This window comes from Humibacter sp. (genome assembly GCF_035547335.1).
Classification (GTDB): Bacteria; Actinomycetota; Actinomycetes; order Actinomycetales; family Microbacteriaceae; genus Humibacter.
This window is the reverse complement of sequence record NZ_DASZVF010000060.1, coordinates 1-16,060: the sequence shown is the minus strand read 5'-3', so window position 1 is coordinate 16,060 and position 16,060 is coordinate 1. Positions and strand designations below refer to the sequence as shown.

Genomic DNA, 16,060 nt, shown 5'->3' with positions numbered 1-16,060 from the left:
CGCGCGTACCGCGACGCCACGAAGAACCACGAAGGAGAACCCGTGAACGCCACTGCAGACCGTCCATTGCGCGTCGTCGTCTGGGGAGAGAACCGGCACGAGCAGGTCGAACCCCACGTCGCCGAGATCTACCCGGACGGCATGCACAACGCCATCAAGGCCGGCATCGAAGAGAACTTGGGCGACAAGGTGTCGGTCTCGACGGCGCTTCTCGACGATCCCGAGCACGGCCTCACCGAGGAGCGGCTGGCCGAGGCGGATGTGCTCACCTGGTGGGGCCACGCTGCCCACGCCGAGGTGTCCGACGAGGTGGTGGAACGTGTGCACCGCCACGTGCTGTCCGGCATGGGACTCGTCGTGCTGCACTCCGGCCACTGGTCGAAGATCTTCCAGAAGCTGATGGGCACGACGTGCACGCTGCGGTGGCGCAGCGAGAACGACCGCGAGCTGGTCTGGACGGTGGATGCGACGCATCCGATCGCGCAGGGCGTTCCGCACCCCATCGAGATCCCGCAGCAGGAGATGTACGGCGAGCAGTTCGACGTGCCGAAGCCCGACGAGATCATCTTCATCAGCTCGTTCTCGGGCGGAGAGGTCTTCCGCAGCGGCATCACCTACCGTCGCGGCAACGGCAAGATCTTCTACTTCAGCCCGGGAGACCAGGACTTCCCGGTGTACCACCACAAGGATGTGCGGCGCGTGATCGCGAACGGCGTCGCGTGGGTGGCGTCCGATCGTCCTGAGCGGAAGGTTCCGGAGCTGCTGCGCTACGAGACGGGCGACTTCTTCAACGGCCGCGGATACCAGGGGGCCATGCACAACAAGGACTCGGCAGAATGACCCGGTTCGCGACCATCGAGGGGGACGAGCCGCTCAGGGTCGTCCTCGTCGGTGCAGGCAACATGGGCAGGCACTGGCTCGACGTGATCGCCGAGACGCCCGAGGTGCGACTCGTCGGCCTCGTCGACCTCGCCGTCGATCTCGCCAGAGGGGCGGCCGAGCAGCGTGGTCTCGATATCGTCGTCGGCGATTCGCTGGCCGCCGTGGCGTCCGAGAGCGGCGCACAGGCAGTCATCGATGTGACCGTGCCGCCCGCCCACCACGCCGTCAACACCGAGGCGCTGTTCGCTGGCCTCCCCGTGCTGTGCGAGAAGCCGATCGCCCCGACCGTGGCTGAGACGCTGTCGCTCGCTGCGGCAGAGGATGTGACGGGACAGCTCCTGATGACGAGCCAGTCGCGAAGGTATTACCCGGCGCTCGCGGAACTGAAGCTCGCACTCCCCGCCCTCGGTCAGGTCGGGATCGTCAGCACCGAGTTCTTCAAGGCGCCGCACTTCGGCGGCTTCCGGGACGAGATGGCGCATCCCCTGCTGGTCGACATGGCCATCCACTCGTTCGACGTGGCGCGCTACCTGCTCGACGCCGATCCGGTGTCGGTCGACTGCCGCACGTTCAATCCCGGGTGGAGCTGGTACCGCGGGGATGCCGCGGCGACGGCCACGTTCGTCTTCGACGACGGAACGCGTTTCGGGTACACCGGCAGCTGGTGCAGCCCCGGGCTCGAGACGTCGTGGAACGGCAACTGGCGCATCAGCGGCGCGCTCGGCAGCGCATCGTGGGACGGCGAGGGCCGGCCCCGCGTAGAGCTCGTCGACGGCTCTGCCGGTCAGCAGGGCCGCACGCCGGAGGGAAGGTCGGAGATCGCCGGCGCCCTCGACGAGTTCGTCGGCGCACTGCGCACCGGCGTCGTGCCGTCGGGTGACGTGCACTCCAACGTGTACAGCCTGGCCATGGTGGAGGCCGCAGTGCTGTCCGCCGAGAACGAGCGCACCGTTCAGCTGGATGCCGTGCTCGAAGACGCCTACAGCGTCGCCCTGGCGAACGAGAAGCGCGACGACGTGCGGGCCGCTCTGCGATCCTGGGGTTCCGCCGCCGACGGCCTGGCGTCCGTCTCGTCCGAGTCCGCGGCCTGACCTGACGCTCGGCCCGCTTCCGCCGGTCGGACGCTGAGCCGTTCGACCGGCGGCCCATCTCGCCTGCACCGAAGCGCTCGTCGCCGGACGCAGACGCAACCTCGAGGGGATCCATGAAATTCACCGACGGCTTCTGGCAGCTCCGCCCTGGGGTGCACGCGCTCTACGCGCAGGAGGCGTACGACATCCGCCCTGACGGCAGCACGCTCGTAGTCACCGCACCGAGCAAGGTCGTCGCCAGGCGAGGGGATGTGCTGAATCACGGCGCGCTCACGGTCACGCTCGACTCGCCGCTGGAAGGCGTCATCGGCGTTCACGTCGAGCACTTCGCCGGGGCACGCCGCGAGGACGGCTTCGACCTCGTGGGCAGCGGCGAGCCCGAGGTTCGCATCGAGGCGGAGGGGGAGGACGCCAGCCTGGTCAGCGGCGAGCTCGCGGCGACGGTGCGGAAGGGCGCGCCGTGGAGCCTGGAGTTCTCCGCTCGCGGTCGCGTGCTGACCTCCAGCGGCCACAAGTCGCTGGCCCGGATGGCGCTGGACGAGGATGCGCTGACCGCCAGCGATGCGTGGGTGGCAGACGAGGGCATCCGCGTCAGCTCGTCGTCGTATGTGCACGCCCAGCTGGAACTCACCGTCGGCGAGCTGGTCTACGGACTGGGCGAGCGGTTCGGGCCCCTGGTGAAGAACGGGCAGACGGTCGACGTCTGGAACGCCGACGGCGGAACCTCGAGCGAGCAGGCGTACAAGAACATCCCGTTCTACCTGACCAACCGGGGATACGGGGTGTTCGTCGACCACCCGGGGCTCGTCTCGTTCGAGGTGGCGTCGGAGTCGGTCGAGCGGGTGCAGTTCTCGGTGCCGGGGGAGCGGCTGAGCTTCTATGTGATCGACGGCCCCACCCCGAAGGATGTGCTGGAGCGGTACACCGCGCTGACGGGGCGTCCCGCTGCCGTTCCCGCCTGGTCGTACGGGCTGTGGCTCTCCACGAGCTTCACCACCTCGTACGACGAAAGCACGGTCAGCTCGTTCATCGACGCCATGGCGGAACGAGACCTGCCGCTCTCGGTCTTCCACTTCGACTGCTTCTGGATGCGCGAGTTCCAGTGGTGCGACTTCGAGTGGGATCCGCGCGTCTTCCCCGAACCGGAGGCGATGCTGTCGCGGCTGCACGACAAGGGCGTGCGGGTGTGCGTGTGGATCAACCCGTACATCGCGCAGCGTTCTCCGTTATTCGCCGAGGGCGCCGAACGAGGCTACCTGCTCAAGCGTCCGGACGGCAGCGTGTGGCAGTGGGATCTGTGGCAGGCGGGCATGGGCATCGTCGACTTCACGAACCCGGATGCGACGGCCTGGTTCCAGGACAAGCTGCGCGGCCTCATCGCGGGCGGCGTCGACGCGTTCAAGACGGATTTCGGCGAGCGGATCCCGCTCGACGTGCAGTACTTCGACGGGTCGTCGCCGGAGCGCATGCACAACCTCTTCGCCCAGCTCTACAACAAGGCAGTGCACGAGGTGCTCGTCGAGGAGCGCGGCAGCGGCGAGGCCGTGCTGTTCGCGCGCGCCGCAACGGCGGGCGGGCAGAGCCTTCCCGTGCACTGGGGCGGCGACAGCACGTCGACGTTCCCGTCGATGGCCGAGACGCTGCGCGGCGGGCTCTCGCTCGCGCTGAGCGGTTTCGGCTTCTGGAGCCATGACATCGGCGGATTCGAGGGAACGCCGGATCCCGACGTCTTCAAGCGCTGGGTCGCGTTCGGTCTGCTGTCCAGCCACTCGCGTCTGCACGGCAGCGAGTCGTACCGGGTGCCGTGGACGTTCGACGAGGACCCGGTCACCGGCGAGGTTGACGAGAGCGAGACGAGCGCCGTCGCGGTGACCAGGAGGTTCGCCCGCCTGAAGAACACGCTCATGCCGTACCTGTTCCTGGCTGGCGCCGAGGCATCCGAACGAGGCGTTCCGCTGCTTCGGCCCATGCAGCTCGAGTTCCCCGACGACCCGGCTGTCGCCTACCTCGACCGGCAGTACCTGCTGGGTCCGGACATCCTCGTCGCTCCGGTCTTCGACCGCTCCGGCGAGGTGTCGTTCTATCTGCCGGAGGGCACCTGGACGAGCCTGCTCACGGGGCAGAGCGTGCGCGGCGGCGGCTGGCGCACCGAGAGGCACGAGCTGAACTCGCTGCCGTTGTACGTGCGCGAGGGTGCTGTGCTGCCCATCGGATCCCGCTCCGACCGTCCGGACTACGACTACCTGGACGGCCTCACGCTCCGGGTGTATCCAGGAGCGCAGCCGCGGGACTTCGAGCTCGTCACGGTCTCCGGTGACCGGGTGCCCGTGTCACTCCGGCGCGAGAACGGCGCGTTCTCCGCCACGGCAGCAGGTCGCACGATCGCCGTGGAGCTGGTCGAACCGGTGAACGACTGAGCGGAAGTCGGAGGCTTTCTCGCGGACCGGAGTCGCTACCGGGCGCCGGTCCACGAGTTCCCGACCGGTCGTTCCGCCTAGCCGACGGTCACCCGGCTGCGCAGCGTGCGCGTGTGGTCGACGCCTCGAACGGGGCCGGTCAGCGTGACGGGCAGGGCGAAGCGGATGTCGCCGCTGGACGCGCCCAGTCGCAGTTCCAGCTCGCCCGGCTCCACTATGCGCCGGTAGTCCCGGCCGGTGAACGCGGACAGGTCGGCGCTCACCTCGAACGACACGGTCTTGCGCTCGCCGGACTCCAGCGTCACGGAGGCGTACCCGATCAGCCGATTCACCGGACGCACGACGGAGGCCACGGGATCGTGCAGGTAGAGCTGCACGTTCTCGATGCCCGCCCGATCGCCCGTGTTGGCCACGGTGAGCGAGACGGTGACGGTGCCCGACGTGGACGTCTCCGTGGCGTCGGTCTCCGCGTCGCTCCACTCGAAGCTCGTGTACGAGAGCCCGTGCCCGAACGGGAACCTCGGCGTCGGGTCGATGTTCGACACGCCGGTGGGTCCGCCGAGCGGCGGCGCCAGGTAGGTCGTGGGCTGGGAGCCCTCGTGGGCGGGGATGCTGACGGGCAGCCGTCCGCTCGGGTTCACCCTGCCGCTCAGCACGCCGGCGATCGCCGGGCCGCCCTCTTCCCCTGGGAAGAACGCGGTGACGATCGCGGATGCCAGCTCGGCGGCCGAGCCGAGCGCGTACGGCCTGCCCTCCACGAGGGTGGCGACCACGGGCGTGCCCGAGTCGATCAGCGCGTCCAGCAGGTCCTGCTGCCTGCCCGGCAGTCGCATGCTGGTCGCGTCGCATCCCTCGCCGGAGGTGCCGCGGCCGAACAAGCCGGCGCGGTCGCCGAGCACGGCCAGGACGAGGTCGGCGTCGCGAGCGGCAGCGACGGCGCGGGCGATGCCGGCGGCATCCGACTCCGCCGTGCCCTCGCCCTTGCCGTCGACGCTCACACCGGGCTCGACGGTGATGGACGCGTTCGGGAACTCCGCTCGCAGGCTCTGCAGCACCGTCGGGAGCTCGATGCCGATCGGAACCTCGGGGTGCAGCGTGCCGACGTGGCTGGGGAAGGAGTAGCAGCCCAGCATGGCGAACGGGTCGTCGGAGAGCGGGCCGACGACGGCGATGCGCAGGTCCATGTCGGCGGAGAGCGGCAGCGTGCCGTCGTTGTGCACGAGCACGACGGCACGCTCGGCGACCTCGCGCGCGAGGGCGCGGTCTTCGGCGGTGTCCAGGTCGACGCGTCCTCGCACGGCCTCGATGTCGTCGAGGTCCGCATCGGTCCAGCCCTCGGGCGGCGGCGACCAGCCGGCATCCAGCATGCCGAACTCCGCCTTCTGCAGCAGCACCCTGCGCAGCGCCCGATCGACGAACGACTCGTCGAGGTGGCCGCTCTCCACCGCGGAGACGAGCGGATCCCCGTACACCTTCACGGTGGGCAGCTCCACGTCGACACCGGCCTTGAGAGCGGATGCCGCAGCGTCCTCCCACGAGCCGGCCACGCCGTGCAGCGTCTTGAGGAACGCGATGCCGAAGTAGTCGGCCACGACGGTTCCGGTGAATCCCCAGGTCTCGCGGAGCATGCCGGTGAGCAGCGACTCGTCTCCGGCCGACGGCACGCCGTCGACATCGGTGTAGGCGTGCATCACGCTGCGCACGCCGCCGTCCCGTACCGCCAGTTCGAACGGCGGCACCATGACGTCGTTGTACTCCCGGCGTCCCATCGACACCGGCGCGAGGTTGCGTCCGGCCTTCGACGCCGAGTATCCGATGAAGTGCTTGAGGGTCGCGACGATCCCCGTCGACTCGAGCCCGCGGACGTACCCGAGTGCGATGGTGCCGACGAGGTACGGGTCCTCGCCGATGGTCTCCTCCGTGCGGCCCCACCGCGGGTCGCGCGTCACGTCGAGCACGGGCGCGAGACCCTGGTGGACTCCCACCGCACGCATCCCCGTGCCGATCCGTTTCGCGACGCGCTCGATGAGGTCGGGGTCGAAGGTGGCGCCCCAGGAGAGCGGAACGGGATAGTTCGTCGCGCCCCATGCTGTGAACCCCGCCAGGCATTCCTCGTGGGCGATTGCGGGGATGCCGAACCGGTTCGCCGCCATGATGCGCTTCTGACTGCGCGCAAGGGATGCCAGGCCCACCGCTGGATCGACGGGCGCCGACCCGAACGACCTGGTCAGCTGGCCGAGACCGTGCGGAAGCAGGGAGTCCAGCTCGACCGCATCCTCGCTCATGTCGTGCTGGAACGGCGCCACATCGTCGCCGACCGGCGACGATGCCACCCAGATCCCGTACAGCTGAGCGGCTTTCTCGCGCAGCGTCATCTCGCCGATGAGCGCGTCGACGCGCTCTGCGGCGCTCAGGCTCGTGTCCCGCCAGCGGGAACTGGTCTCGGTCATCGGGGATCCTTCCGTTCGGGATGCTTCTAGTTGGTCTGCGGGGCGCGCGACCTGCCGCGTTCGAGCGATCGGGCTCGGCAACCCGGCGCGGTCGAGGCCGCCAGGTCGCACCCGGCCGGCCAGGTCGGGCCGGCCGAGCTCATCGCGGCCACTCGGCGACGAGATGCTCGGCCACCCGGAACGCGTTGGCCACGATCGTGAGCGTGGGGTTCACCGAACCGTTCGTCGGGTGCAGCGACGAGTCGCATGCGACGACCCGCCGTGCTCCCCACACCCGGCCGTACGGGTCGGTGGCCGAGTTGTCGGCCGACGTGCCCATGCGCGCGGTTCCGCACGAGTGCTCACCAGCGGCGGATGCCGTCGCGGGGCCGCCCTGACGCCTGATGTCGGTGACGCCGGCCGCCTGGAGCCACCTGGCACCCTGCACCGCCATGCCGTCCTCCACCTGCTGACTCGTCCAGTGCACGTCCTTGCGCAGCGCCGCTCCCGGCCGTCCCCAGCGGTCCTTCACGGGCGCGAGCGTGACGCGGGACGTCGGGAGCGGGATCTCCTGCCCCATGGCGAACACGCCGAACAGGTTGGCGCGGCGGCCCCGCATCCACTCCTTGTGTCCCGCTCCCCAGCCGGGAACGCCGGGTGCCGGCTGGCCGGCGGAGGTGAGCGGCAGGAGGCTCATCAGGTCGACGATGACGCCGCCGCCCCAGGGGATCGTGTCGCCGTGCACGTGGTCGAGAGTCGCGACCGAGTGCCCTGGGCCGATGTACGGCTTCACCGGCGTCGCCGACTCGCCGAGCACGGTAGCGGTGCGGTGATCGTGAAGATACCTGCCCACGTGGTCGTTGCCGATGCCGCTGGCCAGCAGAAGGCGGGCGGTCTCGACCGCTCCAGCAGAGACGACGACGACGTCGGCGCTCACGGTGAGCTCGACGGTGCTGGTGGAGGCATCCGCCATGATCGTGACGCCGGCAGCACCGGCGCCGTCGCGCACCTCCAGCACCTCGGCGTCGGGCAGGAGATCGCACAGACCCGTCGCGATGGCACGGGGGATGAAGGTGGACTGCGAGCCGTTCTTCGCGTTCACCGGGCAGGTGTTGCCGATGCACTGCGCACACCTGACGCAGGCGGCACGGCCGTCCCACGGCACGGAGTTGATGGCGAGCGGGATCGGGCCCCAGCCCCAGCCGAGGCTGTCCGCCGCGGCTCCGAGCAGCTCGCGTGACGGCTCCGTGCCCATAGCGGGCATCGGGTAGCCGGCGGACCGCGGCGTGCGACGCGTGAGACCGCCTTCCTCACCTGCGACGCCGAGCTGCCATTCCGCCTTCGTGTAGTACGGCTCCATCTCGTCGTACGACACGGGCCAGTCCGCGAGGCTCGCGCCGTCGGGATTGCCGTACAGCGTGCGCATTGCGAAGTCCTCCGGCATGAACCGCCAGGCCATGCCCTGCCAGATGCGCGTGCCGCCTCCCACGGTGTCGGCGTTCAGGCCGTACACGGAGGGGTCGTCGATGCCGTCGACCAGTCGGTCGCCATCCGGAAGCTGGGCGATGCGAGGATGCCCGGGGCCTGGCCCCACGGTCGGCCAGTACACGGCGTTGCGCTTGCCGTGCAGGTGATCGCCCCTGATCTGGTCGTTCCGCAGGTACGGTGCACGCTCGACGAGCAGCACGTGCTTGCCCGCTGCGGTGAGCACCTGAGCAGCGACGCCCCCGCCAGGACCGGACCCGACGATGACGGCGTCGTAGTGCGAATGCACCTGGGCGGGTGCGACGGTCTTCAGCGGTTCCGGTTCGATGGGGGAGACGCCTTCTGGCACGCCGCGGAATCCGACCATGCCCAGGCCGGCCGGCTGCCGCCTCCCGTCCGACGACGCGTAGTAGCCCTCCCAGCTGACGCGGCGAAGCGCGTCGAAGCTGCGGGCGCTCGATCCGGCCGCGACCACGGAGAGGATGCCGTCCTGCGCCGTCGTCTCCAGCGACGCGAAGTCGGCGGCGCCGGCGCGTCTCGCCTCGTCGTCCAGGCGTGCGGCGAGCGAGATCAGCTCGGGCCACGCCCACAGCAGGTCCCGATCGGCGGAGATCGGATCGGCGGTCAGGTATTCGCGGACGCCGCCTTCCCACCCTGCGGGCCAGGCATCCCCCGGGATGATGCGGTCGACGGCCGCCGCGAGTGCGGGGAGGGCGGCCGCGCGAGCCGCGCGACCGCCCTCGGCGGCGGAAAGGGCGGCCGCGCCGACCGCGCGACCGCCCTCCGCACCAGGCTCAACGACCGGCAAGCGATCCTCCGATTCCGCCGACGGAGAAGAACCGGTTGAGCACGGCGAACACGATGATGGGTGGCAGCATCATGATCACCGCGACCGCCATGACGAGTCCCCAGTTGGTCTGGTTCTGCTGGAAGAACGTGTTCAGACCGATCGGGAGCGTGTAGTTCTGGTCGCTGCGCAGGAAGACCAGCGCGATCAGGTAGTCGTTCCAGGCCAGCAGGAACGAGAAGATCGCGGTGGACAGGATGCCGGGCAGCGAGTTGCGGAGCACGACGCGCGTGAACGATCCGAACACCGATGCGCCGTCGATCCATGCCGCCTCTTCGAGCGTGATCGGGATGGAGTCGAAGTACGCCGCCATCATCCAGCACGCGACGCTCATCGTCGAACCGGTGTAGATGATCATCACGCCGATCAGGTTGTCGACCAGTCCGAGCTTGGAGAACAGGAAGAACAGCGGGATCACGGCCGTCACCACCGGCAGCGACTGCACGATGAACAGGATGAGGGCGTAGCTGGAGACCAGCCGGTTGCGGCCGCGGGAGAGCACGTATCCGGCCGGTGCCGCGATCACGACGGCGGCGACCACCGTGACGGCGGCGACGACGAGGCTGTTGGTCAGCCAGGTGCCGACCGAAGTCTGGGTGAAGACGTCGCCGTAATTCTCGATCGTGAGCCCGGTCGCCGACGATCCCAGCGACGGCGTGAGCGAGAGGATGACGACGGCCACGATCGGAACGAGCACGACGGCCGTGATGACGAGGATGCCCAGCAGACGCCACCACTTGCCGCGTTCGCCGAGCTCGCCCAGCGTGCGACGTCTGCCGTTGGTGACTCCGACCTGGAGGTGGCCGATGAGTTCTGCGGAGGTTTCGGTGCTCATTCGATGGCCGCCTTTCTGATCTGGCGGTACAGCACCACCGAGATGATCACGAGAACGATGGTCATGATGAACGCGATCGCGACACCAGGACCGACCTGGTAGTTCTGGAACACGGTCTGATACGCGAGCACGACCAGGGACTGGGTGGCGTTGACCGGGCCGCCACCGGTGAGCAGGAAGATGGTCGGGAAGTCGTTGACGCAGAAGATCGTCATCAGGATCCACGACACGTAGGTGGTGCGGGAGATCATCGGCAGCGTGATCTGCGTGAACGTCTGCCAGGTGCCTGCACCGTCGACCTTGGATGCCTCGTACACGGTGGTGTCGACGGATGCGAGCGCCGACGACATCATCATCATCATGAACGGGAAGCTGATCCACACCTTGAACACGCAGACCGTGATCTGGGCCAGCAGCGGGTCGGCCAGGAAGAGCACGTTCCCGAACCCGAGAGCCTGAGCCAGAAGCGGAAGCGGCGACTGCGGGGTCGCGACCAGCCAGTTCCACGAGGTGGCGGACACCACAACCGGAACCACCCAGGGGAGAAGCAGGAGAACCTTCCACAGTCCGGCCAGCGGGATCCGGGTGCGCAGGAGCAACGCGAGCCCCAGCCCGGCGGCCCACGAGCCGAACACGCCGACGACGGTGAAGATCAGTGTGAACAGCGCGGCATGCCAGAACCCGGGCTGCTGCACCACCGCGGTGTAGTTGGTGAACCCGACGAAGGCGCCGGAATCGATCAGGTCGCCGTTGCGCAGCGACTGCCACCCGGCGTAGATCACCGGGTACAGGTTCAACAGCAGCAGGAACAACAGCGAGGGGATCGCGAACAGCAGGAACGTCCACAAGTGCGAGATCGCACGGCCCCGTTTCCCACTGCTCGGGGCCCGCCCCGGCCCAGCCACACCTACGCCGTTACGCGCTTTCTTCAGCGCGCCGGCTACGGACTCGGTCGACATGTCAGCCTCTCCTTAGACAGCTACGACAATGAAAACGGGTGGGCCGACGCTCACGCGCAGGCCCACCCGCAATCCATCCTTACTTCATCAGACCTTCGATGGCGTTCTGCAGCGTCGTCAGTGCCGTCTTGGCATCCGTCTTACCACCCAGGATCGACTGTGCGAAGGTGTTCATCGGCTGAGTGCCGTCGACGGTGTTGGCGATGTTGTAGAACAGGCCCTTTCCGCCGGGAGCAGCCCACGTGCCGAAGATCGGGTTCCAGTCCTTCAGGATCTTCACCGTCACGGGGTCGGCCTTGAGCACCGACGTGTCGGCGATGGACTTCAGCGGGGGAAGGCCGATACCGGTCTTCTCCGTCCACAGCTTCGACATGTTCTTGTAGTAGTACGTGAGGAACGCCTCCGAGCCCTTCTGGCTGGGGGTGTTCTTGTACATCATGATGTTGTTCGGGAAGTAGAGGCCACCCTTCTTGCCCGACGGGCTGGTCAGCGGGTCGCCGACCACCAGGTCGCTGGCCACGTCGCCGACGGCGCCGGCCGGCAGTCCGGCCGTGTCCCAGCCGAAGCCGAACTTCTTCGCCTTCCACTGCGCCTGGACGTTGGCGCTCGTGTAGGTCGCCGCCGCGGGGTCGGAGTAGCCGCTCTGCACGAGCTCGAGGATGAACTCCATGGCCTCGACGTTGGCGTCGGTGACGCACTCCGGCTCCTTCTTCGAGTTGAAGAGGCCGCCGCCGTTGTTGATCATGAACGCGGTCAGGATGTGGCTGCCGGTGAAGTTGCCGGCGCCGGAGCCGATTCCGAGACCGTACACGCCGATCTTCTTCAGCTTGGCGCAGACGTCCTTGTACTCGTCCCACGTCGTGGGGCTCTCGGCACCGGCCTGCTGCATGAGCGACTTGTTGTACCACGACACGCGAACGTCGAGGTTGTACGGAACGGCCGCGTAGCCCTGGTCGGTCTTCATCGTGTCGAGAAGGCCGGGCAGGAAGTCGTCGTATAGGCCGTTGCTCTTCCAGCTGTCGAGCAGGTTATCGGCGTACGCGATCTTGCCCTGGTGAGCGAACTGGAAGGCCTGGGTACCACCGCCGGAGCTGACGGCGGGGCCGGTGTTCGACGCCACCGCAGACGAGAACGTCTGCGTGAAGTTCGCCCACTGGATCTCCTGGTAGGTGGCCGAGGGAAGACCGCTCTTCGGCTTGTAGGCCAGGGTGATCTTCTTGTCGAGCGGGTTGAACGCGGTTCCACCCCAGGGCATGTTCCAGAACTTCAGCGGTTTGCCGCTTCCGCCTGTGCTGCCTCCGCCGCCACCGCTGGAGCAGGCCGCGAGGAGCGTGGTTGCGGCGACGCCGCCCGCGAGGCCGAGAAAGCCGCGTCGGGTGAAGGCTGCGCCTGTGGATTCCGATGCCATTATCAGATCCTTTCGTCCGCACCGTTGCTGGGCCTCGATGCGGAGATTCGTCGTTGAATGTACAGGTTGGTGCGGCGGTCGCGGCCACGTCTTCCACGGCCGTCCTGTTATCTTTCAGTCTTTTGTTGGACGTGTCAACATTTCGGGATCGCTTCTCACGACTGTCTCGATCAACTGAAATCAAGATGTGATGAAAGTCGTGGGAGCGCTCTCACGCACACGCTATACGACGGATCCTCATGCGGCCAAAACGTTACCGAGCCGTTGTCGTGGAGCCGCGCACGACGAGTTCCGTGGCCAGCTCCTCCCTCGTGGACGCGCTCTCCGCACCGCTGCGAACCCTGAGCAGCATGCGCGTGGCGGCGGCCGCCATGTCCTCGATCGGCTGCCGCACTGTGGTGAGCGCAGGTGAGACCCACGCGGACTCCGGCAGGTCGTCGAACCCCACGACGCTGAGGTCGTCGGGGATGCGCAGACCCAGCTCGGCCGCGGCCCGGTACGCACCCAGCGCCATCTCGTCCGAGCAGGCGAACAAGGCGGTGGGCCGGTCAGCCGCGCGCAGCATCCGCGCCGCGACGTCGGCGGCGCTGTCTCGGCTCCATTCGGCGAGGTGGATGCGCCGGTCGCTCAGCCGGATGCCCGACTGCTCGAGTCCCGCGCGGAACCCGTCGACGCGTGCCCTGCTGTACCGGTAGTCGCCGGTGCCCGCGATGACTGCGATATCGCGATGGCCGAGCTCAGCGAGGTGAGCTGCCGCCGCGTAGCCGCCCGTCCAGTCCGTCGTGCCGATGCTCGGCGTGCCGGATGCGGAGTCCGACGACGGATCGAGCAGCACAAGCGGGATGCCGGCGGCTGAGAGCATCTGCACCTGGGCGCGTGCCGGGGTGAGCAGTGCGACGGTGGCACCGCGCGACCTCCTGGCCAGGAGCCGCGCCACCCAGTCCTCGCCGGCATCCTGCTGCGGGCGCGCCACCGTGACGACGATGTCGAGACCGGCGGATGCCGCGGCCCGCTCGGCACCGCTCAGCACGAGGTTCGCCCACGAGCCGCTCACCTTGCTGATCACGAGATCGACGAGCGCTCCCGTCTCCCGGTGCCGTCCGCCCGCGCCTCTGCGCCTGCGCCGGTAGCCTGTCTCGTCCACGAGCCGCATGACGCGGTCCCTCGTGGCGGCCGAGACGTCGGAGCGTCCGTTGAGCACCTTGGACACGGTCGGCACGGTCGTCCCGGCCAGCCTTGCCAGCTGGGCCATGGTGACGGCGCCGCCTCGCGCATCCCCGGCGCCGACTGCGCCGTCGTGCGGTTCGCTCATGGCCACATCGTAGAGCCAAGTTGCGCAAGTTCAGAAGATGCGGATGCGCTTGATTCGACGGGCATCGGAGTGCGAGGATCAGGGGCGGGCGTGCCGACGTCCGCACCCGAGTTGCGCAAGTAGCCGGAGGCCCGGCAGCCCTGTCCGGCAGCATCGTCTGCACCAGCACCGTTTGTACGAAGGAGTCGCGATGGCAGACAGCACGCCACGACTGCGCGTCGGCATGGTGGGCTACGCCTTCATGGGCGCAGCGCACTCGCACGCCTGGCGCACCGCTCACCGTTTCTTCGAGCTTCCCCTCACGCCCGAGCTGACCGCCATCGCGGGACGCAATCCGGCGGGCGTCGCTGACGCGGCCCTCCGCATGGGATGGCACAGCACGGAGACGGACTGGCACCGGCTGGTCGAACGCGACGACATCGACCTGATCGACATCTGCACGCCTGGGGACACGCACCGCGAGATCGCGATCGCCGCGCTGCGCGCAGGCAAGCACGTGCTGTGCGAGAAGCCGCTCGCCAACTCGGTCGCCGAGGCCGAGGAGATGGCAACGGTCGCGCGTGAGGCGGCCGAGCAGGGCACGTTCGCGATGTGCGGCTTCACCTACCGCAGGGTGCCGGCGATCGCACTGGCCAAGCGGTTCGTCGAAGAGGGCCGGATCGGCCAGATCAGGCACGTGCGCGCCCAGTACCTGCAGGACTGGCTCAGCGACGAGAACGCTCCTCTGACCTGGCGCATGGACAAGTCGAAGGCCGGCAGCGGTGCCCTCGGCGACATCGGCGCGCACATCATCGATCTCGCGCAGTGGGTGACGGGCTCCGACATCGTCGGCCTGTCCGCCATCACGAAGACGTTCGTGACGGAGCGTCCCGTCGGCGGCGACAAGGTCGGGCTCGGCGGAACGGGTGCGAGCGACGGGGAGAAGGGACCGGTCACGGTCGACGACGCCGCTGCGTTCACGGCCCGTTTCTCCGACGGAGCGATCGGCGTCTTCGAGGCGACGCGCTTCGCGCTCGGCCGCAAGAACGCCATCCGTCTCGAGGTGAACGGTTCGAAGGGCTCGATCGCATTCGACTTCGAGGACATGAACGTGCTCGAGTTCTTCGACGGAACCGACGACGCCGAGGCCCAGGGCTTCCGTCGCATCATCGTGACCGAGCCGGTGCACCCCTACGTGGGCAACTGGTGGCCCGCCGGTCACGGCCTCGGCTACGAGCACGGCTTCACGCACCAGGTGGTCGACCTCGTGCGCGACCTCGCGGCCGGCGCGCAGCCGCGCCCGTCGTTCGACGACGCGCTGCAGGTGCAGCGCGTGCTCGCCGCCGTCGAGGAGTCGGCGGAAGCGAGCTCCGCATGGCAGCCGATCGAGAAGGAGGAAGGACGATGACGCGTCCGATCACGTTGTTCACCGGCCAGTGGGCCGACCTGCCGTTCGAGGAAGTGGCCAGGCTGGCCGGCGAATGGGGCTACGACGGCCTCGAGATCGCCAGCTGGGGCGACCACCTCGACGTGCGCCGCGCTGCCAGCGACCCCGCCTATGTGGCAGACCGGCTCGAGATCCTGGAGAAGAACGGACTCAAGGTCTTCACCATCTCGAACCACCTCGTGGGCCAGGCCGTGTGCGACGATCCGATCGACCAGCGCCACAAGGACATCGTTCCGCCTCACGTGTGGGGCGACGGGGATCCGGAGGGCGTGCGCCAGCGGGCGGCGGAGGAGCTGAAGACCACGGCGCGGGCCGCCGCGGCGCTGGGCGTCAAGACCGTCACGGGCTTCACGGGGTCGAAGATCTGGAAGACGATCGCCGGATTCCCGCCGGTGCCCGAGTCGATGATCGACGACGGCTACCAGGACTTCGCGGACCGCTGGAATCCGATTCTCGACGTGTTCGACGAGGTCGGCGTGCGGTTCGCGCTGGAGCCGCACCCCAGCGAGGTGGCGTTCGACTACTGGTCGAGCAAGCGCACGCTGGAGGCCATCGGCAACCGGGACGCGTTCGGCTTCAACTTCGACCCTTCGCACTTCGTGTGGCAGCAGATCGATCCCGTGACGTTCCTCCAGGACTTCGCGGACAAGATCTACCACGTGCACTGCAAGGAGTCGGTGACGCAGCTCAACGGGCGCAACGGCCGTCTCGCATCGCACCTGCCGTGGGGCGACCCGCGGCGCGGCTGGGACTTCGTGTCCACGGGCCACGGCGAGGTGCCGTGGGAGCCGATCTTCCGCACCCTGAACTGGATCGGGTACGAGGGGCCGACGAGCGTCGAGTGGGAGGACGCCGGCATGGACCGCCTCGTCGGCGGACCCGAGGCCCTGCAGTTCGTCCGCAAGCTCGCGACCATCACGCCCCCGGCCGCGGCCTTCGACGCGGCGTTCTCGCAGAGCCGCTGACCGC

General features: G+C 68.5%; 11 protein-coding genes. 5 read left to right on the top strand and 6 right to left on the bottom strand.

Features of this window, described 5'->3' with window-relative positions:
• Positions 1-42 precede the first annotated feature (42 nt).
• The 3 genes from VHB92_RS12880 (at position 43) to yicI (ending at position 4,390) form a co-directional block, all read left to right on the top strand.
• Positions 43-840: a ThuA domain-containing protein gene (locus VHB92_RS12880; RefSeq protein WP_325454162.1), complete on the top strand. Its 798-nt coding sequence runs from the start codon at positions 43-45 to the stop codon at positions 838-840.
• Positions 837-1,973 carry a Gfo/Idh/MocA family oxidoreductase gene (locus VHB92_RS12875; RefSeq protein WP_325454161.1) on the top strand — a complete coding sequence of 379 codons (1,137 nt, stop codon included), beginning with the start codon at positions 837-839 and terminating at the stop codon, positions 1,971-1,973. Before VHB92_RS12880 ends, VHB92_RS12875 begins: the two co-directional genes overlap by 4 nt.
• Positions 1,974-2,086: 113 nt before the next feature.
• Positions 2,087-4,390: an alpha-xylosidase gene (gene yicI / locus VHB92_RS12870; RefSeq protein ID WP_325454160.1), complete on the top strand. Its 2,304-nt coding sequence runs from the start codon at positions 2,087-2,089 to the stop codon at positions 4,388-4,390.
• Between the two features lie 77 nt (positions 4,391-4,467).
• Here the strand turns inward: yicI and VHB92_RS12865 are convergent, their stop codons facing one another.
• The 6 genes from VHB92_RS12865 to VHB92_RS12840 form a co-directional block, all read right to left on the bottom strand.
• On the bottom strand, positions 4,468-6,840 hold the full coding sequence (locus VHB92_RS12865; RefSeq protein ID WP_325454159.1) for a glycoside hydrolase family 3 N-terminal domain-containing protein: 2,373 nt from the start codon (positions 6,838-6,840) through the stop codon (positions 4,468-4,470).
• A gap of 139 nt (positions 6,841-6,979) precedes the next feature.
• Positions 6,980-9,112: a GMC family oxidoreductase N-terminal domain-containing protein gene (locus tag VHB92_RS12860; RefSeq protein WP_325454158.1), complete on the bottom strand. Its 2,133-nt coding sequence runs from the start codon at positions 9,110-9,112 to the stop codon at positions 6,980-6,982.
• A complete protein-coding gene (locus VHB92_RS12855; RefSeq protein ID WP_325454157.1) occupies positions 9,099-9,986 on the bottom strand; it encodes a carbohydrate ABC transporter permease in 888 nt (295 codons plus the stop codon). Before VHB92_RS12855 ends, VHB92_RS12860 begins: the two co-directional genes overlap by 14 nt.
• Positions 9,983-10,834, bottom strand: a complete 852-nt coding sequence (locus tag VHB92_RS12850; RefSeq protein WP_325454156.1) for a sugar ABC transporter permease — start codon at positions 10,832-10,834, stop codon at positions 9,983-9,985. The genes VHB92_RS12855 and VHB92_RS12850 overlap by 4 nt, the downstream gene beginning before the upstream one ends.
• 190 nt (positions 10,835-11,024) lie before the next feature.
• The gene (locus VHB92_RS12845; protein ID WP_325454155.1) at positions 11,025-12,353 is read right to left on the bottom strand and encodes an ABC transporter substrate-binding protein; all 1,329 of its coding nucleotides are present in this window, start codon (positions 12,351-12,353) and stop codon (positions 11,025-11,027) included.
• Between the two features lie 253 nt (positions 12,354-12,606).
• The gene (locus VHB92_RS12840; protein WP_325454154.1) at positions 12,607-13,665 is read right to left on the bottom strand and encodes a LacI family DNA-binding transcriptional regulator; all 1,059 of its coding nucleotides are present in this window, start codon (positions 13,663-13,665) and stop codon (positions 12,607-12,609) included.
• Positions 13,666-13,855: 190 nt separating this feature from the next.
• Here VHB92_RS12840 and VHB92_RS12835 point away from each other — a divergent pair, with 190 nt between their 5' ends.
• Together VHB92_RS12835 and VHB92_RS12830 are read left to right on the top strand one after the other, a co-directional pair.
• Positions 13,856-15,052, top strand: coding sequence for a Gfo/Idh/MocA family oxidoreductase (locus VHB92_RS12835; RefSeq protein WP_325454153.1), 1,197 nt, complete (start codon positions 13,856-13,858; stop codon positions 15,050-15,052).
• Complete coding sequence (locus VHB92_RS12830) at positions 15,049-16,056, top strand: sugar phosphate isomerase/epimerase family protein (protein WP_325454152.1); 1,008 nt, start codon at positions 15,049-15,051, stop codon at positions 16,054-16,056. The genes VHB92_RS12835 and VHB92_RS12830 overlap by 4 nt, the downstream gene beginning before the upstream one ends.
• The last annotated feature ends 4 nt before the right edge of the window (positions 16,057-16,060 follow it).

Bases quoted from the DNA above. Each gene is read 5' to 3' on its own strand.
- VHB92_RS12875 (WP_325454161.1), top strand. From the start codon at position 837: ATGACCCGGTTCGCGACCATCGAGGGGGACGAGCCGCTCAGGGTCGTC.
- yicI (WP_325454160.1), top strand. From the start codon at position 2,087: ATGAAATTCACCGACGGCTTCTGGCAGCTCCGCCCTGGGGTGCACGCG.
- VHB92_RS12865 (WP_325454159.1), bottom strand. From the start codon at position 6,840: ATGACCGAGACCAGTTCCCGCTGGCGGGACACGAGCCTGAGCGCCGCA.
- VHB92_RS12855 (WP_325454157.1), bottom strand. From the start codon at position 9,986: ATGAGCACCGAAACCTCCGCAGAACTCATCGGCCACCTCCAGGTCGGA.
- VHB92_RS12845 (WP_325454155.1), bottom strand. From the start codon at position 12,353: ATGGCATCGGAATCCACAGGCGCAGCCTTCACCCGACGCGGCTTTCTC.
- VHB92_RS12840 (WP_325454154.1), bottom strand. From the start codon at position 13,665: ATGAGCGAACCGCACGACGGCGCAGTCGGCGCCGGGGATGCGCGAGGC.
- VHB92_RS12835 (WP_325454153.1), top strand. From the start codon at position 13,856: ATGGCAGACAGCACGCCACGACTGCGCGTCGGCATGGTGGGCTACGCC.
- VHB92_RS12830 (WP_325454152.1), top strand. From the start codon at position 15,049: ATGACGCGTCCGATCACGTTGTTCACCGGCCAGTGGGCCGACCTGCCG.